At 63.2% G+C, this 26,217-nt stretch carries 20 protein-coding genes and 1 pseudogene; 4 read left to right on the top strand and 17 right to left on the bottom strand.

Going from position 1 to position 26,217, the window contains the following annotated elements:
* Positions 1-115: 115 nt before the first annotated feature.
* The 5 genes from murJ to HUI96_RS13995 form a co-directional block, all read right to left on the bottom strand.
* Positions 116-1,708: a murein biosynthesis integral membrane protein MurJ gene (gene murJ / locus HUI96_RS14015; RefSeq protein WP_188255292.1), complete on the bottom strand. Its 1,593-nt coding sequence runs from the start codon at positions 1,706-1,708 to the stop codon at positions 116-118.
* A gap of 160 nt (positions 1,709-1,868) precedes the next feature.
* Positions 1,869-4,658 carry a [protein-PII] uridylyltransferase gene (locus HUI96_RS14010; protein ID WP_188255291.1) on the bottom strand — a complete coding sequence of 930 codons (2,790 nt, stop codon included), beginning with the start codon at positions 4,656-4,658 and terminating at the stop codon, positions 1,869-1,871.
* 72 nt (positions 4,659-4,730) lie between these two features.
* The gene (locus tag HUI96_RS14005; RefSeq protein ID WP_188255290.1) at positions 4,731-5,324 is read right to left on the bottom strand and encodes a hypothetical protein; all 594 of its coding nucleotides are present in this window, start codon (positions 5,322-5,324) and stop codon (positions 4,731-4,733) included.
* 542 nt (positions 5,325-5,866) lie between these two features.
* Positions 5,867-7,789 carry a tetratricopeptide repeat protein gene (locus HUI96_RS14000; RefSeq protein ID WP_188255289.1) on the bottom strand — a complete coding sequence of 641 codons (1,923 nt, stop codon included), beginning with the start codon at positions 7,787-7,789 and terminating at the stop codon, positions 5,867-5,869.
* On the bottom strand, positions 7,783-8,382 hold the full coding sequence (locus tag HUI96_RS13995) for a hypothetical protein (RefSeq protein WP_188255288.1): 600 nt from the start codon (positions 8,380-8,382) through the stop codon (positions 7,783-7,785). The genes HUI96_RS14000 and HUI96_RS13995 overlap by 7 nt, the downstream gene beginning before the upstream one ends.
* Positions 8,383-8,723: 341 nt before the next feature.
* Between HUI96_RS13995 and HUI96_RS13990 the strand changes: the two genes are divergently transcribed.
* On the top strand, positions 8,724-9,029 hold the full coding sequence (locus HUI96_RS13990) for a hypothetical protein (RefSeq protein ID WP_188255287.1): 306 nt from the start codon (positions 8,724-8,726) through the stop codon (positions 9,027-9,029).
* 320 nt (positions 9,030-9,349) lie between these two features.
* Positions 9,350-9,673 carry a GIY-YIG nuclease family protein gene (locus HUI96_RS13985; RefSeq protein WP_188255286.1) on the top strand — a complete coding sequence of 108 codons (324 nt, stop codon included), beginning with the start codon at positions 9,350-9,352 and terminating at the stop codon, positions 9,671-9,673.
* A 335-nt stretch (positions 9,674-10,008) separates the two neighbouring features.
* Here HUI96_RS13985 and HUI96_RS13980 read toward each other — a convergent pair whose 3' ends face one another.
* Positions 10,009-11,169, bottom strand: coding sequence for a cupin domain-containing protein (locus tag HUI96_RS13980; RefSeq protein WP_188255285.1), 1,161 nt, complete (start codon positions 11,167-11,169; stop codon positions 10,009-10,011).
* Positions 11,170-11,584: 415 nt separating this feature from the next.
* A complete protein-coding gene (gene lepA / locus HUI96_RS13975) occupies positions 11,585-13,396 on the bottom strand; it encodes a translation elongation factor 4 (protein WP_188255284.1) in 1,812 nt (603 codons plus the stop codon).
* Positions 13,397-13,563: 167 nt separating this feature from the next.
* Here lepA and HUI96_RS13970 point away from each other — a divergent pair, with 167 nt between their 5' ends.
* Positions 13,564-15,147, top strand: a complete 1,584-nt coding sequence (locus HUI96_RS13970) for a cache domain-containing protein (RefSeq protein WP_188255283.1) — start codon at positions 13,564-13,566, stop codon at positions 15,145-15,147.
* 386 nt (positions 15,148-15,533) lie between these two features.
* Here the strand turns inward: HUI96_RS13970 and HUI96_RS13965 are convergent, their stop codons facing one another.
* From HUI96_RS13965 to HUI96_RS13955, 3 genes are all read right to left on the bottom strand, one after another.
* Entirely contained in the window at positions 15,534-16,433 is a 900-nt protein-coding gene (locus HUI96_RS13965) for a ribokinase (protein ID WP_188255282.1), read from the bottom strand.
* A 331-nt stretch (positions 16,434-16,764) separates the two neighbouring features.
* Positions 16,765-17,646 carry a methylated-DNA--[protein]-cysteine S-methyltransferase gene (locus HUI96_RS13960; RefSeq protein ID WP_188255281.1) on the bottom strand — a complete coding sequence of 294 codons (882 nt, stop codon included), beginning with the start codon at positions 17,644-17,646 and terminating at the stop codon, positions 16,765-16,767.
* Between the two features lie 61 nt (positions 17,647-17,707).
* Positions 17,708-18,199 (bottom strand): DUF2244 domain-containing protein, encoded by a 492-nt coding sequence (locus HUI96_RS13955; protein WP_188255280.1) that lies wholly within the window; start codon positions 18,197-18,199, stop codon positions 17,708-17,710.
* Between the two features lie 22 nt (positions 18,200-18,221).
* On the opposite strand from HUI96_RS13955, the gene nth reads away from it, so the two are divergent.
* The gene (nth, locus tag HUI96_RS13950; protein ID WP_188255279.1) at positions 18,222-19,013 is read left to right on the top strand and encodes an endonuclease III; all 792 of its coding nucleotides are present in this window, start codon (positions 18,222-18,224) and stop codon (positions 19,011-19,013) included.
* Between the two features lie 10 nt (positions 19,014-19,023).
* Here the strand turns inward: nth and HUI96_RS13945 are convergent, their stop codons facing one another.
* The 7 genes and pseudogenes from HUI96_RS13945 to HUI96_RS13915 all read right to left on the bottom strand — a co-directional run bounded on the left by HUI96_RS13945 (position 19,024) and on the right by HUI96_RS13915 (position 26,022).
* Entirely contained in the window at positions 19,024-19,914 is an 891-nt protein-coding gene (locus HUI96_RS13945) for an EamA family transporter (RefSeq protein ID WP_188255278.1), read from the bottom strand.
* A 143-nt stretch (positions 19,915-20,057) separates the two neighbouring features.
* Positions 20,058-21,140, bottom strand: a complete 1,083-nt coding sequence (locus HUI96_RS13940; RefSeq protein WP_188255277.1) for an ABC transporter ATP-binding protein — start codon at positions 21,138-21,140, stop codon at positions 20,058-20,060.
* 77 nt (positions 21,141-21,217) lie between these two features.
* A pseudogene (locus HUI96_RS13935) lies at positions 21,218-22,323 on the bottom strand (ABC transporter ATP-binding protein).
* The gene (locus tag HUI96_RS13930) at positions 22,320-22,529 is read right to left on the bottom strand and encodes a hypothetical protein (RefSeq protein WP_188255275.1); all 210 of its coding nucleotides are present in this window, start codon (positions 22,527-22,529) and stop codon (positions 22,320-22,322) included. The pseudogene HUI96_RS13935 and the gene HUI96_RS13930 overlap by 4 nt, the downstream one beginning before the upstream one ends.
* Entirely contained in the window at positions 22,526-23,485 is a 960-nt protein-coding gene (locus HUI96_RS13925; RefSeq protein ID WP_188255274.1) for a carbohydrate ABC transporter permease, read from the bottom strand. Before HUI96_RS13925 ends, HUI96_RS13930 begins: the two co-directional genes overlap by 4 nt.
* A 248-nt stretch (positions 23,486-23,733) precedes the next feature.
* Complete coding sequence (locus tag HUI96_RS13920; RefSeq protein ID WP_188255273.1) at positions 23,734-24,639, bottom strand: carbohydrate ABC transporter permease; 906 nt, start codon at positions 24,637-24,639, stop codon at positions 23,734-23,736.
* Between the two features lie 72 nt (positions 24,640-24,711).
* Entirely contained in the window at positions 24,712-26,022 is a 1,311-nt protein-coding gene (locus HUI96_RS13915) for an ABC transporter substrate-binding protein (RefSeq protein WP_188255272.1), read from the bottom strand.
* Positions 26,023-26,217: the final 195 nt, after the last annotated feature.

The raw sequence follows: 26,217 nt of genomic DNA, 5'->3' as shown, positions 1-26,217 counted from the left end.
CAGCGGAAGGCCAAATGCAACTACTCGGTTGCATGTTGTGCGATTAGGGGATTTCTGATGAGAGTCTACACTCGCGGAGGACTCAGTCCCCGCACGCCGCATTGCGAATTGTGGCTCAGTCGTTCCCGTCCGCCGGCATGGCTTTCCCGCTTCGCCTGATGCTCCGCCGGACCATCCCTATATCCGCTCCCCCGATCGCAAACACGACACCGAAATAGATCATCATTCCGGCGGTGATCATGCCGCCGAGCACGACGGCCTGCTCGTAAAAGGGCACGCCCGGCGCCAAGCTATCGCTGAAGTACCGCGAAGCTGCCCACAAGGCGGCGGCCATGATGGCCGACGCCACGATTAGCTTGGGAATGCGCTTCATCAGCCCGGTGTCGCGGCCCCACTGCCCGCGCCGAATGAGAACCGCGAGAAGCATGCCAGCATTGACCCACCCTGCGATTGCCGACGCCGTCGCGATGCCTGCGCCGCCCATGGTCGGAAACAGCGCCAGCGCCGTCGAAATGTTCACGGCCACTGAGATGGCCGCAAAAATCATCGGGGTGCGGGTGTCTTCGCGCGCGAAATAGCCCGGCGTGAACGCCTTGATCAGCACGAAGGCCGGCAGGCCCAGACCGAAGATCGCCAGGATGGCCGATACGGTCGGCGTGCCATTGGTGGCGGCGAAGGCGCCGCGCTCGTAGAGCAGCCGGACGATCGGCTCCGAGATCACCAGCAGGGCCGCGGCCGCCGGCAACGTCAGGAATAGCGTGAACTCGACCGAGCGGTTCTGCAGGTTGGCCGCTTCCTTGAGATCGCCAGCCCTCAGCGCGCGGGACAACTCGGGTAGAAGTACGATCGCGACCGCGATCCCGACCACGCCCAGCGGAAGCTGATAGACACGATCCGCATAGGCGAGCGACGACACAGCGCTGTCTTTGCCCGACGCGATGGCCGTCCCGATCAGCTGATTGATCTGGGTGATGCCGCCGGTGATTGCGGCCGGGAAGGCGAGGACGAGCAACCGCTTCACGTTCGGCGTGAGCCGCGGCAGCCGGAAGCTGATGCGCACGCCAGCGTGAAGGAGTGCGATCCAAACGATTGCGAGTTGCACCACACCGGCAACGAGCACGCCCCAGGCTAGCGCGTGCCCGATCTCCAACCAATCCAGTCCCTCGTGCCAGGCATAGCCGAGAACCGCGATGAGGATGATGTTGAGGAAGGCGGGCGCGATCGCCGCCGCGAAATAGCGCCGCAGCGAGTTCAGCATCCCCGCCATCATCGCCGCCAGCGACATGCACATCAGATAGGGAAACATGATCGTCGCCAGGCGGACGGTGAGATCGTATTTCTGCGGCTCGTCGGTGAAGCCGGGCGCAACGATGGTCGAGACCAGCAGCGGCATCGACAGCTCCATGGCGATCGTGAGCACCAGGAGAGTGGTGAACAGGACGCCGAACACCTCTTCCGAGAAGCGCCTCGCGCCGTCGACGCCGCCCGCCTCGATCTCCTTGGCGAACAGCGGCACGAAGGCGGCGTTGAAGGCGCCTTCGGCGAAGAGGCGGCGGAAGGTGTTCGGAAACTGGAAGGCGGCGTTGAAGGCGTCTGCGATCGGCCCCGTGCCGAGCGCCGCCGCCATCAGCATCTCGCGAACGAAGCCGAGCACGCGGCTCATCAGCGTGCCGGAAGCGACGGTGGCGAATTTTCTGGCGAGGCTCATACACCCCTCCCCCTTGAGGGGAGGGTGGCCGCGAAGCGGCCGGGAGGGGTCGTCGCGGCCATGCTCCACCCATCGTTGTGCCGAGCACGTCCTCTGCGGACCCCCTCTGTCGCCTTCGGCGACATCTCCCCCTCAAGGGGGGAGAGTTGCAGTTCGCTCGTCATTCCGCCGCGGCCTTCTCTGCCCGAGCCCGCGCTGTGTTCCCTTCAAGAGTAGCCATCAAGCCTTTCCGAATGGCCTCGATTCGCGTCGGGTTCTCGATCTTCGCGCCTGTCAGGTCGCTTACATAGAAGGTATCGATGACCTTCTCGCCGAAGGTCGTGATGTGCGCCGAGGCGATATCAAGCGACAGGTCCGACAGGGCTCCTGTGATCTCCGACAGGAGGCCCGGCCGGTCGAGTCCCGAAACTTCGATGACGGTGAAGCGGTTCGAGAGCGTGTTGCGGATGTCGACGCGCGGCTCGATGCTGAAGGCTTTTGCGCCGCGCCTGGTCTTCGCCCGCTTGGCGATGATCTCGGGCAGCCAACTCCTGCCCGACAGCACGTCCTCGATCAGCTGTCCGACGCGCTCGGCGCGACGCTGCTCGTCCTCGTCGCGATCGAACTCGCGCGAGATCATGATGGTGTCCAGCGCACGGCCGTCCGATGTGGTGCAGATCTGGGCGTCGACGATGTTGCCGCCCGCCGCGGCGCAGGCGCCCGCGATGACGGAAAGCAGGCGCGGATGGTCCGGCGCGAGCACCGTGATCTCGGTGACCGCCTCGAAGGCGTGGGCCTTCACCATGGTCGCGAGCTTGCGGCCGTCCTGGTCGGCAGCGCGGATGAACTCAGCATGCCGCAGCTGATCGTCGAGGCCCACCGTGAGCAGGTAATTGTCGTAGTGCAGTTGGATCAGGCGGTCCCGGTCTTCCGACGGCCAGGCAGCAAGCGCATCGGCGAGCTCCTCGCGCGCCGCCTCCGCCCTCTGCCCGCGCGACAGTTCCGAGAAGCCGCCGGTAAGCAGGAGCTCGGTCTCGTAATAGAGCGTGCGCAGAAGCTGGCCCTTCCAGCCGTTCCACACGCCGGGGCCGACGCCGCGTATGTCGCAGACCGTCAGGATCAGAAGCAGGTTGAGCCGCTCGACCGACTGCACGACCGCGGCGAAGTCGGAGATCGTCTTGCGGTCGTTGAGGTCGCGCGTCTGCGCGGTCATAGACATCAGCAGGTGGTTCTCCACCAGCCAGGCGATCGTCGCGGTGTCCTCGGGCGATAGGCCCATATGCGGGCAGATGCGCCGCGCAATCCTGGCGCCGGCTATCGAATGGTCCTCGGGGCGGCCCTTGGCGATGTCGTGGAGCAGCACGGTGACGTAGAGCACCTCGCGCTGATGCTTCAGCGCTGGCATCAGCGAGTGGGAGAGGGGATGGAGGCTTTCGCCGTCGCCGTGCTCCAGCTCGGACAGGATGCCGATGCAGCGGAGCAGATGCTCGTCCACCGTGTAGTGATGGTACATGCTGAACTGCATCATCGCGACGATCTTGCCGAAATCCGGGATCAGCCGGCCGAGCAGCCCCGCCTCGTTCATGCGCCGAAGGTTGAGCTCCGGATTTCGGTCGGACGTCAGTATCTCGAGGAAGAGCCGGTTGGCCTCGCGGTTGCGGCGCAGTTCCCTATCGACCAGGCCGAGCGAGCGGCGGAGCAGCTTCAGCGCATCGGGGTGGAATTCGAGGCCGTGGCGGTCAGCGAACCAGAACAGCCGGAGAAGATTGACGGGGTCGCGCGCAAACACTTCACCGTCGGCGACGTTGATGCGGTGGTTGTCGACGATGAAGTCGCTGGTGCCGGCGAGTTTTCTCTTACGCCGCGAGAAGGTGAGAAAAATCCGGTTGAAGCCCGGCACGTCCTTGGCCTGCTCCTCTTCGAGCGCGGCGCAGAAGATGCGGGTGAGGTCGCCCACCTCCTTCGCGACCAGGAAATAGTGCTTCATGAAGCGCTCGACCGGCGACAGGCCGGGGTGGGTCGTGTAGCCGAGGCGCTCGGCGATCTCGCGCTGGATGTCGAAGTGGAGGCGCTCATCGGCCTTGCCGGTGAGGAAATGCATGTGGCAGCGAACGGCCCAGAGGAAATCCTCGGCCTTCAGGAACTGGTTGTACTCTGCGCGCGTGAACACGCCGGCCTTCACCAGTTCCTCGCCGGAGCGCACGCGGTAAAAATACTTGGCGATCCAGAACAGCGTCTGCAGGTCGCGCAGGCCGCCCTTGCCGTCCTTGACGTTGGGCTCGACCAGGTAGCGGCTCTCCCCCGCCTTGGCGTGGCGTTCGTCGCGCTCGGCGAGCTTGGCCTGCACATATTCCGGGCCGGTGCCCTTCACGACCTCAAGGTCGAAGCGCTCGAGCAGTTCCTGGAACAGCTTTTCCTCGCCCCACAGGAACCGCGCCTCGAGCAGCGCAGTGCTGATCGTGGAATCGCTGCGCGACAGTTTTAGGCACTCCTCGACGGTGCGGGTGGCGTGGCCGACCTTCAGGCCGAGATCCCACAGCATGTAGAGCATGTATTCGGCGATTTTTTCGCCGCAGGGCGTCTGCTTGGCGGGCAGCAGGAACAAAAGGTCGATGTCGGAGCCGGGCGCGAGCGTGCCGCGGCCGTAGCCGCCGGTCGCCACTACCGCCATGCGTTCGGCGGCGGGATTCTCCATGTGATAGACGTGGGAGGCGGCGAAGTCGTGCAGCGCGCGGATCACCTCGTCCATCAGGTGCGACAGGCGCCGGGCGCAGGCGGTGCCGCTGCCGTCTGCCTTAAGCAGCCGCTCGGCCGCCGCACGACCGGCGGCAATGCGCTCCTTCAATATGGCGAGCGCGGCCTTGCGCACCTCCGGCTGGGAGGCATCGCCCCCTGCCGCGAGCGCCGACAGCTCGGCGTTGAGCGCGGCGGCGTCGATCATCTCGTCGAGCTTGAGCGGTATTTTTCGCATAGAACCCGCGGGCTAAGGAACGCGGGTCTATAGACCTTTTATCGCCTCCTGGGCAGGGGTCCTTTTGGCGCGCTATCGCCCCGCCTGAAGCTCCTCCTCCTGCTCCAGCTTGATCAGCACCATGTAGCGGATCAGCTCGGTGCGCTCGTGATTGTTGCAGCAGGGCGGCATCCACGGACCCGGATACACCGTCCAGTCGTCCTCGGCCCGGCGCGAGACGCATTGTTTCGCGCGCCGGCAGGCTTTTAGCGGGCAGCTGTTGTAGAGGCCGACATAGGTGGCGGCCCACTGCGCGATCCACAGCGAGATCGACAGCCCGAAATAGTAGCACTCGGCATCGTAGCGATCGACGGCATGCTGCGCGTCGGTCTTCCATTCGGCGCGGGCGTGATGCAGGACGCGGAAGCGCGGGCAATCCGCCGGCAGCTCGAAATGCTCGTACTCGTCGGTAATGAGCGGGTTCGACCAGTCGGTCGGCTCATAGGGCTCCGGCGTCCAGAATTCCTCCTCGGTCACGCCCTCCGGCAGGGTGCTCGGGCGCGGCTCGTATTCGGCGAGCCGCTCATGCAGCCTGCGCTGCGACGGCGTCATGCCCGAAAAGTCCTCCTCGGGGATCACCGGTGCCGTGTTGACGATCGCCGTCTTCTTCCTGCTGCGTCTTGGCATGGGGTGTCGTTCTCGCGTCCTCCGGCCGAGTTTTGGAATTCTTTTGGGAAGGCGGGCGGCCGCGAGGTCGCTCATCCTTTATGGTTGCGCGACCTCGCGGCCGCCCGTCCGGCGTTTTTTTGGCCGAGTCCAGTTCCGCTTCACCTTGCTCCGGCTCTGGCGGTTTCCCGCCAAAACTGGCCCGGCTTCAAGCGCCCGTCCGGCGCGCCCCGGCCGTAGTGCCGGGGGAGGAACCTTCGGACCCGGCCTCCCCGGGCGGCTGGCCACGTTAGCCCGCCGACGGAGGCGCCGTCCTCTCCCCACCTTGCGCCGTCGCGACCGGCGTTCCCGCGGGAGAAGCGAGGGGATTATGGGAGAAGGCGGAGAGGGAGGGGATAAGATCGCCGTCTGCGAAGGCCTAGCATGCGATCCCAGAGTGCTGAATGGGTTGCACTTCTTACGCCGGAATGAATCAGTTCCCTCCTTCTCCGGAAAAATTACTCCCTTTTGCATGTCCGGACGGGACAGCCACCTCAACTTCCGAGAGAGTCAGTCCAAAGATCTTAGCGCATAGTTTGCAGGGTAGCGCGTCGAGCGGTTGGTTTGGGAAAGTCTCGCCCAAGTCCGGGTACCTTCTCCATGGCGACAGAGCCCAACCGAAGTTGCAGCCGAACCCATTTGCCATTGGTAACTAGAAGCATAAGATCGGACTTCACACCCTTCAGATCGCTGACCGGCGAAGAAATATGGTCAAGCATTGCAAAATATGTTTTAGCCTCCCGGACTGCGTCCTCGCGCCGTCCATGCTTAACTAGCAGATTAACGTGCCAGTATGCTAATGTGACGATCGGATATTCATCGAATTGCACCGACTTGTCGAACATGTTACTAGAATGCATTGACAGTAGCGCCTCAACACTCTCCGATGTCATTTTTTGCTCGGCCAAGCCGAACTTCTCCGAAAAAGTCGCGACGATTAGTTTCTGCTGCGCGAGTGCGTGGACGGCAAAAGGATTCTGCGGATACGCCTCAAGCGAGCGCTCAAGCATGCGCAACGCTAGTTTCTGCTTCCTTAAACGCCTAAGCAGCAGTGCGTACTGCAGCCAGAAATGGCCATCCTGCTGAAGTGCAACCTCGAACCTTTCGTATAGCTTTGGGGCGCGATCAAGTGCTCCATGGCGATCATACGCATCATAGACGTTCCGATTGTTTAACAAAAACTTGAACAATCTCCCGTCTACCTGGCTTACAGATTTTATGACGGGCATTTTGAACTTAGAGAAGTATGATATCAACGAGACGAGTGCGTCCTCGTACTCATGTAAACCAACGTAGCTTTCTATCGCGTGTCTAGCATATAGCTCGTGCCTAGCCCGTAGCCTTCCATTGTTGTCGACCTCAACGATCCCACTTAACCGGCGTAGACCATCCGTAAGTGAGCTCGTACTCGCGGAATGCTTAAACACGCTTGTGGCTGCCGCAAAGCTGACCCCTGTCCTCGGCAAGGTGCATATAGACGCAACAACCAAAACGTGCCGCGCGGCTGTGTCCTCAATCCGGCCTAACTCATCTTCGATTATCTGATCGAATCCCGCCCCATAAGTAGCCTCCTTGAGGGCGATCAGCAGTTGCTCTTTGCTGCGTTTGAAACGCTCTCTCTTCTCCTCCAGCGGGAGCCGACTGAATCTAGGTGCAGGATAGAAGTTGTCGATTTTAACGATAAGCTTGTCGACATCCCGGTGCGAGAATCGAGGCATATCGAGGCGCCGAACCCGATCCTCCATGTCAAACCCAATTCGCGATGCCCATTCGCCGGATCGCGCTGTCGTTAAGATGTGGATCCTGCGAAACCGGGGATCCATTACGATTTCTCGCACCTCCTTAGCGTACAAGTAGAGGTCGTCCACAACGACCACTGCATCCCTATCGCCAATGTAACGCGCGAGCGCTCCAAATGCGTCAAGGAAGGACACTTGCTTGGGTAAGTATTGGTAGACGGGGATTGAATGTTTCTGCGACAGGCGCAAGGCACTCCACAAAACGAACGTGGATTTCCCGCATCCCGCCTCGCCCGATATGACAATGACGGGCTGGCGTTGAATGTCCTTAGTTATAACCGGCTCCAACACTTGGTAGGAGTCGAGCTCAGCAATTTCGCGCCTCAGAATTACGGACCAGTTTGGCCCGAACCCTTCGTAAAAAAGTGAACGATAGCGGGCCGAATCGATCTCATGGGCTGCTACGAACTTGCTTATAGCTTCAATATTTATCGGGGCGAAACTCGTAAGACGTTCAAGGTCAGCGATCGTGCGTGATCCGTCCGACGGCAAAGAGGTAGCTTTAAGGATATCCTCGGGACCAATACCATTCCCAAAGCGAGCTAAGAGAATGCGGAAGAAATCTGCCGCTGTTAGCCGTATGTGCCGAATTTGCTCTTGAGCCAATGACTCGCGATCAATCTCCGAGAGGGCTGTTGGAGTCACCATGTAGGCTTCACCAGAAAAACCGCTAAGTCTTCACCCAAACGGTCGTACCACGGTTTACCGAACGCAGCGTTCTCCGCGTAATCTCGTTCAGAGAATACTATCCCGTCTTCGAGCCTGTCAGCTTGGCCATGGAGATAGATGACTTGGAGATCGGTGAAGCTCTTCCATTCTTCTCGCCTTGAGCTCAAGCCGTTAAAGAATGAGAGAAACTGCCGGCGCTGCTTTAGCGGGACGTTTTGTACAGTGTCGTCAACGTTGAACGTATAAAGGCGCTTCCAGGTGAATCGCAGGGCGGTTTCTAGGGGAGGAGACGGAAGGCAGTTCGTGAAATTGTCACGAAAGATTTCAGAAAGGCGAATGTCTCCGATCCGAGGTCGCGCAGCATTCATTACGCGCTTAAGCTCTTCGCCTGAATACGTGAAGCCTGCGGTTTCGGCCAACAGCTTAGACAGCTGTACGGTGCTGACTATATCGTTACCGTATCTGTTTCGCGCACCGACAGACATGCCGGTGCCAGTCACCAAGACAACCTTGCCTTTCTCGAGATCCTCGATCAACTTTTCCGGCAAAGTTGCCGCTGCTTCATCATGCATTGGACAGGCCCCCTCCTGTGAAAGCTGCCACAGAGTGTTTGTTGACTGCAAGTCTGGAAAGAAGGGAAAGGAGTATAACAACCGTAGGCTTAGACGCCTGGTTATCTGGGCAGCTTAGCTCAAGCAGTGCGGACCGACTGGGCGATTCGCAGAAGAAGTGGGATCGCGTGGTCCCAATTATCTCCCTGCTGGTGCCAAGCGCCCGTGGTTCGACAGGCTCACCATGAGGGCTACTGAGGGGATCGCGCCACTCCCCAACTATGGTTGCGGCGCGGAGGCGGTTTTTCATTCGAGGGGAATACATACGCAGTTTCATTCGGCCGGCCGTTTTTGGGATCGGCATGCTTGCGGCTCTGGCGAGCGCCCAGGCGGAGGGGTTCGAGGACATCATCCTCTCGGCCACCGAGGACGCCGAGGAAGGCCAGGACGGTTTTGCCACCGACATGCCAAAAATCTACCTGTCGGCGACCATCACCAACGAGGTGGCGTCGGGCTCGAAATTGACGGTCGCCAGGTTCGCGCTCGACACGGGCGGCGTGGCGCCGCCCAACTACAAGATCGACGAGGTCAGCTTCGACGTCGGCGACAACCATGTCGATGCTTCGCTGAGCCGTCCCGACAATGGCCGGCCGGTTGGCAACTGCTAGGTGCAGCTGATCGTTGGCGGCGAGGTGATGGAGACGGTGGATTTTTGGGTGGAATGAGGGGGGCGTTTGAGGCTGCTGGTGCCAAGCGCCCGTGGTTCGACAGGCTCACCATGAGGGCTACTGGGATGCCGCGTGCTTCATGAGGGCTACCGGGGCGCCGCGTGCTTCATGAGCGAGCTGGTGCTGGCCAACGCGAAGGCCCAAGCGCGCAAACGCTGCAGAACTGGCGCAGGCGAAACCCAAATCCCTCATGGTGAGCCTGTCGAACCATGAGGGATTTGGGGTTCGCTATGGGCGAGGGCTCGGCAAGGGAGGGGTGCATGGAAGTCACCGTCTACATCGTCCGCTGCTCCGACGGGTCGTATTACACCGGCCTCACGAAGCAGGAGGTCGAGGCGCGCGTGTGGGAGCACAATGCCGGTGTCCATGACGGCTATACGCGCAAGCGGCGGCCAGTGGTGCTGGTGTTCACCGAAACCTATGACCGCATCACCGAGGCGATCGAGCGCGAGCGGCAGATCAAGGCCTGGAGCCGCGCCAAGAAGGAGGCGCTGATCGCACTGCAGTATGAACGCCTGCCGGAACTGGCGCGCAACCGGCAGAATGTGCCCTACGTCAGGAAGTGGCCGCCGCTGGAGGGGTAGACGGTGCCAAGTGCTCGCTCGACAGGCCCATGGTTCGACAGGCTCACCATGAGGGATGCTGAAGCGCCGCGCGCTTCATAAGCGAACTGGTGCTGGCCAATGTGAACGCCCAAGCGCGTCAACGCTCCAGAACTGGCGCAGGCGAAACCCAAACGCCCTCATGGTGAGCCTGTCGAACCATGAGCCTGTCGAACCATGAGCCTGTCGAAGGAGGGGATTTGGGTTCGCCTTGAGAAGCGCCAAGCGCCCGGGGTCCGACAAGCTCACCATGAGGGCTACTGGAGCGCCGCGCCTGTCGCGAAGCGCCACCCCCCTCAAGAGGAAGGGAGCCAGCATCAACCTGCCGTGATGAACGCGCTCTTTTTCGGGAACTGCGCGAAGACGGAGGCCGGGACGCCGAAGTTCGCGGCCAAAAGTTCGGGCGGGTTGCCGGCGAGCCAGGCGGTGGCGGAAATCTCCTGGTAGGTGCCGCTGTTGAGCACCAGGACGAGTACGACGTCTTCCTCGCCGACGTTCTCGATGTAGTGGCCGTAGCCGAGCGGGACATAGCCGACGTCGCCGGGCCCGTAGTCGAAGGTGCGGTTGCGGCCTTTTGCGCCGAACACCGACATGCGCGCGCGGCCTTTTAGATAATACTGCCACTCGTCGGCATTCGGGTGCCAGTGCATCTCGCGCAGGGCCCCGGGTTTCAGCCGCATGACCGCGCCGGTCATGTTGGCCGAGAGCGGGAACTCGGTCGCCGAGGCGAGATTGATCGCTCCGCCGGCGAAGGTTTGGGGCTGCTGCGCCTCCAGGCGGTAGCGGTGCGTGAGGGGTCCGCTCGCCTGCGAGCCGAAGGGCGGGTCGACGGGCAGCGGGCCCGGCTCCGTCCCCTTGCCGATAAAAACTTCCTGCTTGGGAAAGTTTTCGAAAATCGATGCCGGCACGCCAAAGTTCTTGGCCAGGATTTCCGGCGGCGTGTGGGCGAACCAGTCGGTGCTGCTGAAGGTGGAAAAGCCGGAGAAATGGCCGTTGTCGAACACCTCTATGAACTGGCATTCGCCGTCGCCGTAGGCCTGGATGCAATGCCCATGGCCGCGCGGAAAATACCAGACGTCGCCGGCGGCAAAATCCAGCACCTCGCAGTGGCCGGCCGGATCGGAGGCGGTGACCCGGCAGTGGCCGCCGATGACATAGGCCCATTCGGCCGCGTTGGCGTGCCAGTGCAACTCGCGGATGCCGCCGGGCGCCAGATTGACCAGCACGCCGGCGATGTTCTCCGAGGCGGGGAACTCCAGCACCGAGGCCTCGCGGAAATAGCCGCCGTCATGCGTGACCGGCTTCTGCTCACCGAGCGGGAAGCGGAAGGTCGGTAGTTCGTCGGCCTGGGTGAGTGGGGTTTTGGCAGGGGCGGGCGCCTGTGCCTGCGCGGGTTCTCCCGCCGCGGCCGCGGCAAGCACGCCGCCGGCTCCCGCCGCAGCTGCGCCAAGCGCGCTCCGCCTTGTCATGGTGATCATGCTGGCTCCTCCCTTTGTGAGGAACAGGCGCGGCCGCTGGTCCGGGCGTCAAGGCAGGCAGAGTGCTCGGGCGGTCGCCGAGGGCGATTCGATATGGTTGTCGCCTGAGAGAAGGGGACCAACGATCCCTCTGCCGGAAGTGACGTGCACTTCCGCGAGTTTCTGGGGTTATTTTACTAAATCTTCGGCAGGGACTCAAGGACAGCGCTGGTCGGGAGGGGCCGTTGGTGCCAAGCGCCCGTGGTTCGACAGGCTCACCATGAGGGCTACTGGGACGTCGTGTCCAGCATGAGCGAATTGGTGGCCACCAACATGAACGCCGAAGCGCGTCGACGCTCCTGAACTGGCAGTTGCGAAACCCAAATCCCCTCATCCTGAGCCTGTCGAAGGGTGGGATTTGGGTTTCGCGTTGAGATCAATCCCCCATCTTCAGCGCTTCGATGAACGCCGCCTGCGGGATTTCGACCTTGCCGAACTGGCGCATGCGCTTCTTGCCCTCCTTCTGCTTCTCGAGAAGCTTGCGCTTGCGGGTAACGTCGCCGCCGTAGCATTTTGCGGTGACGTCCTTGCGCAGGGCGGAAATGGTTTCGCGGGCGACGATGCGGCCGCCGATCGCCGCCTGGATCGGGATCTTGAACATGTGCTGCGGGATCAGCTCCTTGAGCTTCTCGCACATGGCGCGGCCGCGCTTTTCCGCCGCCGAGCGGTGGACCAGCATGGAGAGCGCGTCGACCGGCTCGTCGTTGACCAGGATCGACATCTTTACGAGGTCGCCCTCGCGGTAGTCGGTGAGGTGGTAGTCGAAGGAGGCGTAGCCCTTGGAGATCGACTTCAGCCGGTCGTAGAAGTCGAACACCACCTCGTTGAGCGGCAGGTCGTACTGCAGCATGGCGCGCTTGCCGACATAGGAGAGGTCGACCTGGATGCCGCGGCGGTCCTGGCAGAGCTTCAGGATGCCGCCGAGATAGTCGTCGGGCGTGAGGATGGTGGCGCGGATCCACGGCTCCTCGATGTGGTCGATGCGCACGACGTCCGGCATGTCGGCCGGGTTGTGCAACTCCTTCACGGTGCCGTCGGTGAGGTGCATGCGGTAGACGACGCTCGGCGCGGTGGCGATGAGGTCGAGGTCGAACTCGCGCTCCAGCCGCTCCTGGATGATCTCGAGATGCAGCAGCCCGAGGAAGCCGCAGCGGAAGCCGAAGCCGAGCGCGGCGGAGGTCTCCATCTCGAAGGAGAAGGAGGCGTCGTTGAGCCTGAGCTTGCCCATGGCGGCGCGCAGGTCCTCGAAGTCGGCCGCGTCCACCGGGAAGAGCCCGCAGAAGACGACGGGCTGCGCCGGCTTGAAGCCGGGCAGCGGCGTCTCGGTCGGGCGGCGGTCCTCGGTGATGGTATCGCCGACGCGGGTGTCGGCCACTTCCTTGATGGAGGCGGTGATGAAGCCGAACTCGCCCGGGCCGATCTCGTCGGCCTGGATCATTTTCGGCGTGAAGTAGCCGGCGCGCTCGACGGGGTACTTGGCGCCGGTGCCCATCATACGGATGGTCTGGCCCTTCTTCAGGACGCCGTCGATCACGCGCACCAGGACGATGACGCCGAGATAGGCGTCGTACCAACTGTCGACCAGCATGGCCTTGAGCGGCTTGCTCGCATCGCCTTCCTTGGGCGGCGGGAGCTGGTGGACAATGGCCTCGAGCACGCCTTCGATGTTGAGGCCGGTCTTGGCGGAGATCTCGACGGCGTTCGAGGCATCGAGCCCGATCACCTCCTCGACCTGCTCCTTGATGCGCTCGGGCTCGGCGGCGGGCAGGTCGATCTTGTTGAGGACCACGACGATCTCGTGGTTGTTGTCGATCGCCTGGTAGACGTTGGCGAGCGTCTGCGCCTCGACGCCCTGTGAGGCGTCGACTACCAAAAGCGATCCCTCGCAGGCGGCGAGGCTGCGCGACACCTCGTAAGCGAAGTCGACGTGGCCGGGGGTGTCGATAAGGTTCAGCACATAATCCTGACCGTCCTTCGCCTGATAATTGAGGCGCACGGTCTGCGCCTTGATGGTGATGCCACGCTCCTTCTCGATCTCCATATTGTCGAGAACCTGCTCCTTGCCGGCCATTTCGCGCGCGTCGAGGCCGCCGGTCATCTGGATCAGGCGATCGGCGAGCGTCGACTTGCCATGGTCGATATGGGCGACGATGGAGAAGTTGCGGATGTTCTTGAGCGGCGTGGTCATGAGCGCGCGTTTACCAGCCTGACCGACGGGCGACAAGCGCGGGGACAAGGCCTGCTGCGCCTTTCGACGCAAGGTTGCGCGGACTACTGGCAGGCCGAGGAGACAGGCGCTATGTTCTGCCGGTCGCGCCTGGGCAGAGGCGCGCGGCTTACTTTGGGGGATACCGTGTGGGCATAGCGGCACCGATTGCGCCGGAGCAGTCGAGATTTCCGGTCACGGCGACGGCGGCCCTGATCATCGGCTTCTTCGTCCTGTTCGTGGCGGTTCTTTCGACTGCGATCGTGCAGGCAAGACAGGAAGCCCAGCGCGCCGCAGCGACCCGTGCCGAGGCCGCCTCGCAGGTGGTGGCCACAAATACCAAATGGATCGTGGAACTGGCGCGCCAGGCGCTGCAGCGCATCGACGCTTCACTCGGGCCGGACATAAACCATGTCCCCGGCCAGACGGTGCAGAACATCGAGGACGCGGTGCAGGGCCTGCCAGGCACGGTCCAGGCCTATGTCTTCGATGCAAACGGCGAGACGCTTTACTCCACGAATCCGAAGATCCGGCCCATCACCGTAACGGACCGAGATTATTTCCAGGCCGCCCGATCCGGCGCGCGATGGAGTAGCTCATCGCTGCTGATCAGCAAGTTGGACGGCAAGCAGATCTTCGTCTTCGCCAAGCGGCTGGAGCGCGCCGGCAAGTTCGCCGGCATCGCCGCAGTCTCATATGACGTCGAGCTGTTCCGGGAAATCTGGGCCTCGCTTGGTTTGAGCACGAACTCGACGGTCAGCATCATCCGCAAGGACGGGCAGCTGACGGCGCGCTTTCCTCTGGCGGACGGGCCGCTCGACATGAGCGAATACGTGCTGTTCACGGAATATCTGCCGAAGAGCCCTGAGGGTGTATACCCGGCGGTCTCGCCCGCAGACGGCGTCTCCCGTTTCGTCGCCTACCGGATGGTTCCCGAGACCGACTTCATCGCCGTCGCGTCCGTCAGCGCGGGTGCCGCCTACCAGTTGTTCTGGCGCAACACGCTGTGGCTGCTCGGACTATCGGTCCCGACTGCGATCGCGCTGGCGGTCGCCTCGCTATGGATCGTGCGCCTAGTGCGCAGCGGGCTGAAGCGGCAGGCGGAATTGGAGGAGGCTCTGCGGCTCAACCAACTGCTCTTCCGCGACACGCATCATCGCGTGAAGAACAATCTGCAATCCGTGCAGTCGCTGGTCAGGATGCAGAATATCCCGCCGGAGAGCATGGCCGACCTGCAGTCGCGCATCGGGGCCATGACCGCCGTGCACGAACACATGTACAGGCTCGACCAGTACTCGGAGATCGAGGCGCACGAACTGATCCCGTCGATCGTTGAGCCGCTCACCCAGACTTTCGGGATCGAGGCGGACATCCTCACCGAGATCGAGCCGCTGGTGATCGATCGCGATTTCGCGACCCCGCTGGCGCTGCTGGTCAACGAGGTCGTCACCAATGCGCTGAAATATGCGTTTCCCGATGGCCGGCGCGGCTCGATCCGCATCAGCCTAACCCCGGCCGACAACAACATGGCGCGGCTCACCATCGCCGACGATGGCATCGGCTTCGATCCCGCCGCGGTGGTTTCGGGAATGGGCAATCGGCTGATCAAAGGCATGGTGACCCAGCTCGGCGGGACTTATTCCTACACGCACGATGGCGGCACGACGTTCGCCGCCGAGATCCAGGTCACCTCGCCCTCGCCCTCCGTCCTGTCCAAGGAGAAGGCAGCGTGAGATAAGGCGGGACCCTTCCGCTTCGTCATCCTCGGGCGGAGCAGCCACTAAGCGGCGCGCCGGAGACCCGAGGATCCATGCCGGAACCCAAATCCCTCATCCTGAGCCTGTCGAAGGACGGGATTTGAGTTTCGCCTCCGTAGTTCTGAAGCGTTGAAGCGCTTGAGCGTTCACATTGTCCAGCACCAGTTCGTTCATGAAGGGTGCGACGCTTTACCAGCCTCATGGTTCGACAGTCTCACCATGAGGGCTACTGGAGCGCGGCGCTTCGCGGCCGCTCCGCCCTAGAATGACGGAGGAAAGAATACGGCTGGCGGGCAAAGTCGCGACGAACCGTGCGCCATGATGTCTGTTAAGCCTCTACCCCTGGCGATGGCCTCCCGACCTCACCCCGACAGTGCCTGGTCTACCTCCTGGCGGAGCGGGATGGCCGGCTGGGCGCCGTTCTTCAGGCACGCCAGCGAACCGGCGGCGGCGGCGCGGCGCAGCGCCTGCTCGAGCGGCAAGCCTTCCGAGAGCGCTGCGGCGAAGTAGCCGCAAAAAGTGTCGCCCGCGCCGACCGTATCGACCGGGGTGACCGGCAGCGCCGGGACGCGGTGTAACTGGTCTCCGGTGGCCGCGACGACGCCCTGACCGCCGAGGGTGACGACCACGGTGCGGCCGGTGCTGAATGCAAAGCTCCGCATGCGGGCTTCGCGGTCGCCGCCGGAAAGGCCGAGCGCACGCGCATAGAGGTCGAACTCGGTCTCGTTGGCGACGACGTAGTCGGCCTTGGGCAGAAGCGCAGCCGCTTCCGGCCGGTAGGGAGCGGTATTGAGAATGGAGACCGCTCCCGCCGGGCGGGCCTTGTCGAGCGCGGCCTCGACCGTCTCCAGCGGCACCTCGTGCTGGAGCAGCAGCACCTCGCCCTTGCCGAGATCGAGCATGGCCAGATCACCGGGCAGCACCGTGCCGTTGGCGCCGGAGGCGATGACGATCACGTTCTCGGCGGCGGCATCGACGAAGATCAGCGCGATGCCCGTCGCCGCATGCGCCTCACGGACCTTTGAAAGGTCCACCTGGGCCTCCTTCAGAAGCGCCAGCGCCTCGGCGGCGAAGGCGTCCTTGCCGACCGCGCCGACCATGCGGACTTTGCCCCGGGCGCGCGCGGCCGCGAGCGCCTGATTGGCGCCCTTGCCGCCTGGGGAGGTTTGGAAGAGGGAACTCGGCACCGTCTCGCCCGGCGCCGGCAGGCGCTCCACATTGGCGATGAGATCAAGGTTGATCGAGCCGACGACCGTTATCAAGCGAGCCTCCTGGGTTCTTCCAGGCTCGATCTAGCCGCTCTCTGCGTTCAAGGGAACCGGGCGTGCGCCAAGGGACGGCCACTCTGTCGCCGCAGGCGGTAGCGCAATCGCCCATGGAACGTCTGCGGAACTTGAGCGGCCATGTCCCCCCCTCCTAACCCCTCCCCACAAGGGGAGGGGGACCGGTTGGCGCTCTTACCGCCACCGCTCTCTAAGATCGGACCTGGGTGGCCGCGCTGCGAATTCCCTCCCCCTTGGGGTGGGGGTAGTTGCATATGCGATAGCTCCTCCCAGCGGGGGAGAGGAAACGATGAGCTTGGCGCACGCGTACTCAGCACCGCGCCAGTTGCCCAGCCTCCCAGCCAAGGATGGCGCGCTTGCGCGTCAGGCCCCAGTGATAGCCGGTGAGTGCGCCGGATTTCCCGAGCGCACGGTGGCAGGGAACGACGAAGGACAGCGGGTTGGCACCGATCGCCGCGCCGACTGCGCGGCTGGCGCCGGGCCGGCCGATCTCGGCCGCGATCGCGGAATAGCTGCGCGCCCTGCCCATCGGGATCTTCAGCAGCGCCTGCCAGACGCTCATCTGAAAATCGGTGCCGATCATCACCACGCGCAGCGGCTGGTCCGCCCGCCAGCGCGCGGGATCGAAGATGCGCGCGGCATAGGGCGCGGTCGCGGCCATGTCCTCGACATAGGCGGCATTCGGCCAGCGCCCGCTCATGTCGGCGAAGGCGGCGCGCTCCTCGCCCGGATCGTTGAAGGACAGGCCCGCAAGGCCGCGATCGGTCACCATGATCAGGGCAATCCCGAAGGGCGAGATGTGGTAGCCGTAGCGGATGGTGAGCCCAGCGCCGCGGCTCTTGTAGTCTCCGGGTGACATCGCCTCGTGCGTGACGAAGAGGTCGTGCAGCCGGCCCGGGCCGGACATGCCGATCTCAAGCGCTGTCTCCAGCAGGGGCAGGCCGCCGTCGAGCAGCCGGCGCGCATGATTGAGCGTCACCGCCTGCAGGAAGGCTTTCGGCGACAGCCCGGCCCAGCGGGTGAAGAGCTTTTGCAGGCCGGTCGGGGTTTCGCCCACTTCGGCGGCAAGCGCCTCCAGCGAGGGCTGGTCCCGATAGTCGAGGCTGATTTTTTCGATGACGCGGCGAACGACGGAATAGTCGCCGCCGTCCGGTGTGATGTCCTTGAGAAGGACTGCGGTCTGAGCGTTCACGGCAAATCTCCTTTACCGTGACTATGGCGCTCCGAAGCGCAACTCTCCACCCGTTTCCTGCTTAGCCGCGCCGTGCGGTCGTCAAGGCCTGGCCGAAGGCTGCGGCAAAGCTCTCGCGATCGTCCGGATTGAGGAAGGAGCCGATCGCAACCTCCTCGCCGCGCGACTCCACGGCCATCCGAGTGATGCCGATCTCGTCGTGGCGGGCCACCGAAAAGCGGGTCCAGAAGGGATTGAAGCGATGCTCTTCGGCGCGCCCCGAGGGCGCGACCTTGCGGATGTCGAGGGCTGTCCGCGAGATCGACACTTCCTCGCGGGCGCGGGCCGCACGGTAGTTCAGCCGGAACGCGACGTAGACCGCAATCACATCCAGCCCGAAGAAGCCGAAGACCGGCCAGGCGCCGTTGGCAAGGAAGATCGCTCCGGTGACGATCCAGGCGAAGAGAAGCGAGCCCATGAGCAGGGCGAAGCCAGTCCGGCCGAGCGAGCGGTGCGGGGTCAGCAGCGCCCGGAAGAACGGCTCATCGGCGTCGACGCGGTTTGTCTCCGTCATGCCGGATAATTATAGAGGGCGCATGAAAAACCCCAAGCTCAAAAGCGCCGCAGCACCGGCCAAGCGCACCGGTTCGAGCGCGAAACCAAAGCCCCGCCCCCGCCGGCCGCGCTCGCTTTACAGCCCCGAGGAAATCCATGAGATTTTTCGCCGCTTCTCGGTGCAGCGGCCGGAGCCGAAGGGCGAACTGGAGCACGTGAACGTCTTTACGCTGCTGGTCGCCGTGGTGCTCTCGGCCCAGGCCACAGACGTAGGCGTGAACAAGGCGACGCGGCCGCTGTTCGCCGTCGCGGATACGCCCGAGAAGATGGTGGCGCTCGGCGAGGAGCGGCTTGGCGAATATATCCGCACCATCGGCCTCTGGCGGGGGAAAGCGAAGAACGTCATCGCGCTCTCCGAGACGCTGATCGGCGAGCATGGCGGGCAGGTGCCGGATGATCTCGAGGCGCTGACGAAGTTGCCGGGGGTAGGGCGCAAGACGGCGAACGTCGTGCTCAACATGGCCTTCGGACATCACACCCTGGCCGTCGACACGCACATCTTCCGGATCGGCACCCGGCTGCAACTGGCTCCCGGCAAGACGACCGACGAGGTGGAGAAAGCTTTCCTGCGCATTATCCCTCCGGAGTATCTGCGTCACGCCCATCATTGGCTGATCCTGCACGGCCGCTATGTCTGCAAGGCGCGCAAGCCTGACTGCATCCGCTGCGTGATTGCCGACCTGTGCAAGTCGCCGGAGAAGTGGAATTCGGTCCCCGCGCCGCTGGTTCAGCTCGGTCCGGAAGAGAACCCGGAGCTGGTGGCGGCGCAGTAGGGCTATAGGCTCACGGCCTGTTCCGCGCGAACAGATTCCACCGCACGGTGCCGAGCCGGATGCGCTCGCGCGCGAGCGTCAGCAGGCCCGAGCCGCCAATGACGGCGATCCCGGCGATCGCCCAGAGATCGGGCCGCTCGTTGAAAATCATGGCGCCGATCACCACCGCCCAGGCGAGCTGGGAATATTGCGTCGACGCCAGCGCGTTGGCGGGCGCATACTTGGTCGCCCTGAGCAGGCCGATATTGCCGCAGGCGGAAAAAACCCCGGCGATCACCAGGATGCCGGCTTCCTCCCAGGTGGGCAGCCTTGCGGTGGTCAGCGCCATCGCCACCCCATTGAAGACAAGGATGTGGATGATCACGAAGGCCAGCATCGTTGTCTGGCGCTCGTGGTTGGAGAGCGCGCGCATGAGCACGACCACGATCGACCCAAGCAGCGCTATAGCCAAGGCGGCGAAGTGACCGAACTCGATCGCGCGGAAGCCGGGCCTCACCACGAGAAGGACGCCGATGAAGCCGGCGACAACGGCGAACCATCGCCACGGGCCAACTTGCTCCTTGAGGAACAGGATGGAGAAGATCGTGATGAACAGCGGCGACAGGAAGATGATCGCATAGACCTCTGCCAGCGGAATGGTCGTGAACGCCACCACGCCGAGAACGCTGCATGCGAGGCCGAGCAGCGCACGGGTCTGGACGGCCAGTGGCCGCTTCATGCGCCAAAAATCGGCCCAGCGTTCTTCGCGGGGCTTGGCTAGGAAGATGCAGATGCCGGAGATCAGCGCCAGGAAGAAGCCGATCTCGAAGACGCTGAGTTTACCGCCCAGCGCCTTGATGGCCGCGTCGCTCCAGGAATAGGTGGCATAGGCGAATAGCGCGAGCAGGATACCGTTGTTCACGCGGAGGCAGCTTTCGAAACGGAGGCACCGCCTCGAATCGAGCGGCGACGCGACGCTTACCGGTTTCTCAGGCCCAATGCTTGGTCCAGTTCCGCGCGAAAGTGGCGGCTACCTGGACATGCAGACGGCCTCGGCCGCCCGGCCTACCCTGCATGCCTCAGGCTGACACCTGACGCCTGGTCGAACAGCGCGACCTTGCCCGGATTCCAGCCGAAGCGGACGTCCTGCTCCATTGCCAGTTCGATGCGGGCCGGGGCGGTGGCGTGCAGCAGGTGGTCGCCGACCCTGAGCGTCACGATCTTCTCGACGCCGTGGTTCTCCACGTCATGCACCTTAGCCTCGACCGGCGCTCCCGCCTCCAGCACGATGTCCTCGGGGCGGATGCCGAAGACCAGCGGCCTGCCGTCAGCCCCGCTTGGCCGGGCGGCACCGTTATAGGGCAGCTCGAAGCTCGCTGGCGCGATCACCGCCCGGCCCGAGACGAGCCGGCCCTCCAACAGGTTCATCGGCGGCGAGCCCACGGCGCGCGCCACGAAGGTATTGAGCGGGTTGTTGTAGATCTCATAGGGCGTGCCGGTTTGCACCAGGTTCCCGTGGTTGAGCACGCCGATCTTGTCGCCCATCGACATCGCCTCGATCTGGTCGTGGGTGACGAACAGGAAGGTGGCGCCGAGCCCCATCTGCAGGTTCTTGAGCTCCGTCCTGAGCGCCTCGCGCAGCTTTGCGTCTAGCGCCGAAAGCGGCTCGTCCATCAGGAAGACGCGCGGCTTGCGCACGATCGCCCGGCCGATCGAGACGCGCTGCATCTCGCCGCCCGAGAGCCGGTCGGTCTTGCGCTCCAGGAGATGCTCGATGCGCAGCGTCCTCGCCACCCGCGTTACACGCTCCTTGATCTCCGCATCCGGCACGCGCCGGATCTTCGACTTGAGCGGAAATTCCAGGTTCTCGCGCACCGTATAGCGCGGGTAGAGAGAGTACTGCTGCAGCACCAGCGCCACATCGCGCTCGGCGGCGCCCCAGTCACCGACATCCGTGCCGTCGATGAAGATTTGTCCCTCGCTGGGTTTTTCGAGGCCGGCGATGAGCCTGAGCGTCGTGGTCTTCCCCGCCCCGGTCTCTCCGAGCAGGACGAAGAACTCGCCGTCCTCGATCTCGAGGTTGAGTCCCTTCAGAGCAAAGTGATTGCCGAAGCTCTTGGTGATGTTCTGCAATTGGATGTGGGCCATCGGTCAATTCGCTCCGACACATCTCGAAACGGAGCCCGCGCAACGGGACGGTGAGAGGGTCGACCTCTTCCGGGACATCACAGCCTCACCCCCAGCGAATTCCGCTCTGCGCGTCGAAGAAGTGCGCATGTGCCGGGTCGAGCCGCGCAAACACCCGGTCGCCCGCCCTGGCGACGTAGCCGGCCTTGGTGCGGGCGCGCAGCATCTGTTCGCCGATCTTCAGATCGACGATGTCGTGCGAGCCGAGCGGCTCGATGATGTGCGCCTCGACCGGCAGGTAGCCCGCCGCCGCCTCGTGCCGCACCTCGACGCCCTCGGGCCGGATGCCGAGCGTCAGCCCATCTGATGCAGCCTTGCCGTTGAGCTTGGACAGGAGTTCGAGCGGGAAGGCAAAGCCTTCGGGCGCGCCGCTTGGCACGACTTGCGCACTGCCATTGCTCTCGCTCACCCGCACGGGCGCGACGTTCATCACCGGACTGCCGACGAACTGCGCCACGAACAGGTTCGAAGGGTATCTGTAGACTTCCTCCGGACTGCCGACCTGCTGCAGCACGCCCTCGTGCATGATGACGATGCGGTCGGCGAGCGCCATCGCCTCGATCTGGTCATGGGTGACATAGATCGTGGTCGAGCCCTGTTTCACGTGAAGCCGCTTGATCTCGGCCCGCATCTCCTCGCGGAGCTTGGCGTCGAGCGCGCCGATCGGCTCGTCCATCAGCATCGCCTTCGGCCGCCGCACCAACGCCCGACCGATGGCGACGCGCTGCATGTCGCCGCCCGACAGCGCCGAAGGTTTTCGGCCGAGCAGGTCGCTGATCCTGAGGATTTTTGCGATCTCGCGGACCGCTTTGTCGACTTCCCCCTTGCTCATGCGGGTGGCGCGCAGCGGAAAGGCGATGTTCTCGTAGACGGTCATGTGCGGGTAGAGCGAGAACGACTGGAACACCATGGCGATGTCGCGGTCGGCCGCCTTCATGTGCTGGACCGGCTTGCCGTCGATCAGGATGTCGCCTTCGTCGATCGTCTCCAAGCCCGCTATGCCGCGCAAGGTGGTGGTCTTGCCGCAGCCGGACTGGCCGAGCAGCACGATGAATTCGTTGTCCTCGATCCTGAGGTTCAGGTCCTTGATGACCTGCACCTCGCCGAACCATTTCTGGACGCCGCGAAGCTCGATCTGGGTCATGGATGACCCTCCGTGCTCGGCGCTTCGTCGTCCTCGGGCACCACCTTGGCCCCGAACCAGTTGGTGAGCAGGAAGGTGACCAGGCCGACGAGGATGATGGTGAGGCCGTAGCGGTGCAGGAAGAGGTTCCACGGCTGGCAGAGCGCCACGATGCCGAGCACCATGACGATCTCCGCTATGCGCTGCAGTTTCTCGCTGCCGATCATTTGCGGATCGCTCCGAAGGACATGCCGCGCAGCAGGTGGTTGCGGAGCAGGAAGGTGAAGATCGCCACCGGCAGCAGGAACAGGAAGGTACCCGCCGCGATCACCGTCCAGTCCGGCAGGCCGGAACCGACCTGGGAGGGAATGAAGGGCGGTGCGGTCTGGGCACGGCGGTTAGTCATGATCAGCGCGAAGGCGTATTCGTTCCAAGCGGTGATGAAGCAGAACACCGCGGTCGCGGCGATGCCGGTCGCCGCCTCGGGTAGCACCACCTTGAAGAAGGCCTGCATGCGCGTGTAGCCGTCGACGAGGGCCGCCTCCTCATACTCCTTCGGGATCTCGTCGATGAATCCCTTCATCAGCCAGACCGAGAAGGACAGGTTGAAGGCCGTGTAGAGGATGATCAGGCCCCAATGGGTGTCGTTGAGGCCGACCACCCGGTACATCAGGAACATTGGGATCGCCACCACCACCGGCGGCAGCATGCGCGTCGACAGGATGAAGAAGAGCAGGTCGGCCTCGCCCTTGATCTTGAAGCGCGAGAAGCCGTAGGCCGTAAAGGTGCCCATGCCGACGGCGAGCACCGTGGAGGTGACTGCCACGATGAGCGAGTTCATGAAGCGGTCGGGATAGGCCGACATCTGCACCTGGCCCTTGCCGTCGCGCACGACCTTCTCGCCGCCGTTCATGACGATGCGCTCCCACCAGGGTGCCGCTTCGTACTCTTCCGGCGTGGGCTGGGTGCGTAGCTGCGAGCGCTTGGCGAAGAGTTTTACGAAGGACGACACTTCCGGCTGGAACAGCACAGTCGGCGGGATGGTCGTGGCGAGGTTGCGCGGCTTGAACGCCGTCGAGGCGATCCAGTAGATCGGCGCCAGGAAGATCAGCGTGATGACAAGGACCGCGACGATGGCGAGGCGGTTCAGCGCCACTTCAGTGGAGGTCTTGACCTGAGCCATCTCAATGCGCTCCCGCCTGAATGCTTGTCAGGGGGGTATTCGTGGCCGCAGAGCGGGCGTTGTTCGTACCCCCGCCCCTCACCCCTCCCCACAAGGGCGAGGGGGACCGGAGACGCTGCCGCCCCCATAGCTGCCGGTGACGAGTCTGCCCGACGAGCACGACTCCCTCTCCCTTGTGGGGAGGGGTGAGGGTTGGGGGTGTGCCCGCCCAAACCTTGAACGGAAGCAAGAAGCGCCACCGATCCATCTCAGCGCTCCTTCACCTTGTTGAGGTACTTCACGTAGATGTTGGTGATCGCCAGGATCATGATCAGCACGATGTAGGCGAGCGCGCAGGAGCGCCCGGTCTGCCATTCCTGGAACGCCATCTTGTAGAGGCGGATGGAGATCACCTCGGTGGTCGGCTGGCTGGTCAGGATGTAGGCGAGGTCGAAGGTCTTGAACGCCTCCATGGTGCGGAAGATGATCGCGATCATCAGGATCGGCGCGACCAGCGGCAGGGTGATCCGGAAGAAGGTGTAAAGCGGACCGGCGCGGTCGATCGCGGCAGCTTCGTAGAGGTGCTTGGGCACTGCCGACAGGCCGGCCAGCGAAAGCAGCATGACGAATGGCGACCACATCCAGATGTCGGTGATGGCCACGGCGTAGAGCGCCATGTCCGGATTGGACAGCCACTCGAATTTGCCAAGACCCAGGGCATAGTTGATGATACCGAAGGAGGGGTCGTAGAGCAGCTTCCAGAACAGGCCGACCACCGCCATCGACAGCATCATCGGCAACAGCAGCAGCGTGGTGAGCAGGCCCTTCAGGGGGATGTCGCGGTTGAGCAGCATCGCCGTGCCGAAGCCGACGAGCACCTGCCCGGCGACCGAGACGATGACATATTTCGCGGTGATCGCGAAGTTCGACCATATGAACGGGTCGTTGAGCAGTTCCCGATAGTTCTGCAGGCCGATGAAATTGGCGGCCGAATTGGTCGACGCACGGAAATCCGTGAAGGAATAGCCGAGCGAATAGATCAGCGGGAAGATGTTGAAGACGATCAGGAACAGGATCGTCGGGATGATGAAGACATTGCGGATCGTGAGATCGCTCCATCCGCGGGCGGCTGCCTTTGATTGCGGATCGAGCCGGGTCAGGACGGCAGTAGCCAAGGCCGGAGTTCCCTTGATTGAAAAGAAAGGGAGGGGGCGGGGCCTGCCCCCTCCCCAAAGAACCTGGTCGGCTTATTGGACGCGGTTGTATTTCTTGAAGGTCGCGTTCCAGTCCGCAGCCAGCGAATCGAGCACTTCCTTGGCCGTGCCCTGGTCGCCGGTGATGAAGGGATAGACGCGCTGGTTCATCTGGATCAGCAACTCGGCATACTCGGGCGTTGCCCAGAAATCCTTCACCTTGAACATGGTCTCGTAGAAGGCCTTGTTATAGGGCGTCGCGTTCTGGAATTCCGCGCTCTCCAGCACCGCCTTGTTGCAGGTGTAGCCGCCGAGCTCGGCCCACTTCTTCTGGGTCTCGTCCTTCACGAACCACTCGAGGAATTTGAATGCCTCTTCCTGGTTCTGCGAATAGGAGACGATCGAGATGCCCTGGCCGCCGAGCGCGGCGTACTGGTCGCCGCTCGGTCCCGCCGGATTGGCGAAGAAGCCGGTTCCCTTGGCGTTCGGATTGGAGGCTTCGTTCACCAGCGCCGGGAAGAAAGCGAAATAATTCATGCTCATCGCCGCCAGGTTCTCGGTGATCGCCTGGTTGTCCTCGATGAAGAAGGACTTCGCCCAGCCCGGAGGCGTGAACTTGTACAGCTCCTTGTAGGCCTCCAGCGCCGCGACGTTCTTGTCGGAATTGATGATGCCGTCGACCTTGTAGTTGGCGTAGTCGCCGAGCTCGCCGCCCCACGAGAAGATCGCGTTCTCGACGCCCATCACCATCGCGTCGTAGGAGTTGTCGGTGTAGATCGCGATGCCGTAGCGGTTCTGGTCGGGACGATGGAAGAATTCCGCGATGTCGCGCAGTTGCTTCCAGTCCTTCGGCACGTCGAGGTCGTAGCCGTACTTGGCCTTGAAGGACTCCTTCTCCTTGGGATCCTCGAACCAGTCCTTGCGGTAGGACCAGCCGACTGCATCGCCCTCGGCGGGGATGGCCCAGTACTTGCCGGAGGCCGACGGGTACTCCGCGTAGTACTTCACGGTGGCCGGAGCCATCGTCTCGCTGAGCTTGTGCTTGTTGAAGAAATCGGTGAGGTCGACATAGTGGCCGGCTTCCGACGCGGCACCGAGCCACTGCGAGTCGCCGACGACCATGTCGTAGGCGCTGCCCTTGGCGTTGAACTCGGTGAAGGCCTTGGTCTGGAAGTCGGACCAGGGCGTGGTCTCGACCGTGACCTTCACGCCAGTCTCGGCCTCGTAGAGGTTCGCAAGTTCCTGCAGGTAGTTGGCCGGATCCCATTCGGCCCAGAAGATGGTGAGTTCCGCCGCGAACGCCGAAGTTCCGCAGGCAAGCGAGAATCCGATGCCGGCAAGCATGCCGGTCAGTGTCTTTCGCATTCCGTCATTCCTCCCTTGTGCATCTGCATTCCCGGGCCTGCGGACACTCCCGTATGCCCGTCTTGCCTTCCGCCGCTTCGCGGGCCGGCCCTCCCCGGCCGGTTCGGACGCATCACGGCCTTCTGGCCGATTATGTTCCTCCTTTCAAATCTGGTATTACCAATAAGCGCTGCTCGTCAAGGGGCTTTGTTTCCC

The organism is Pseudaminobacter soli (ex Zhang et al. 2022) (genome assembly GCF_014595955.1).
Lineage (GTDB): Bacteria > Pseudomonadota > Alphaproteobacteria > Rhizobiales > Rhizobiaceae > Kumtagia > Kumtagia pseudosoli.
Note: the sequence above shows the minus strand (reverse complement) of the source record. Positions and strands in the feature narration are given on the sequence as shown.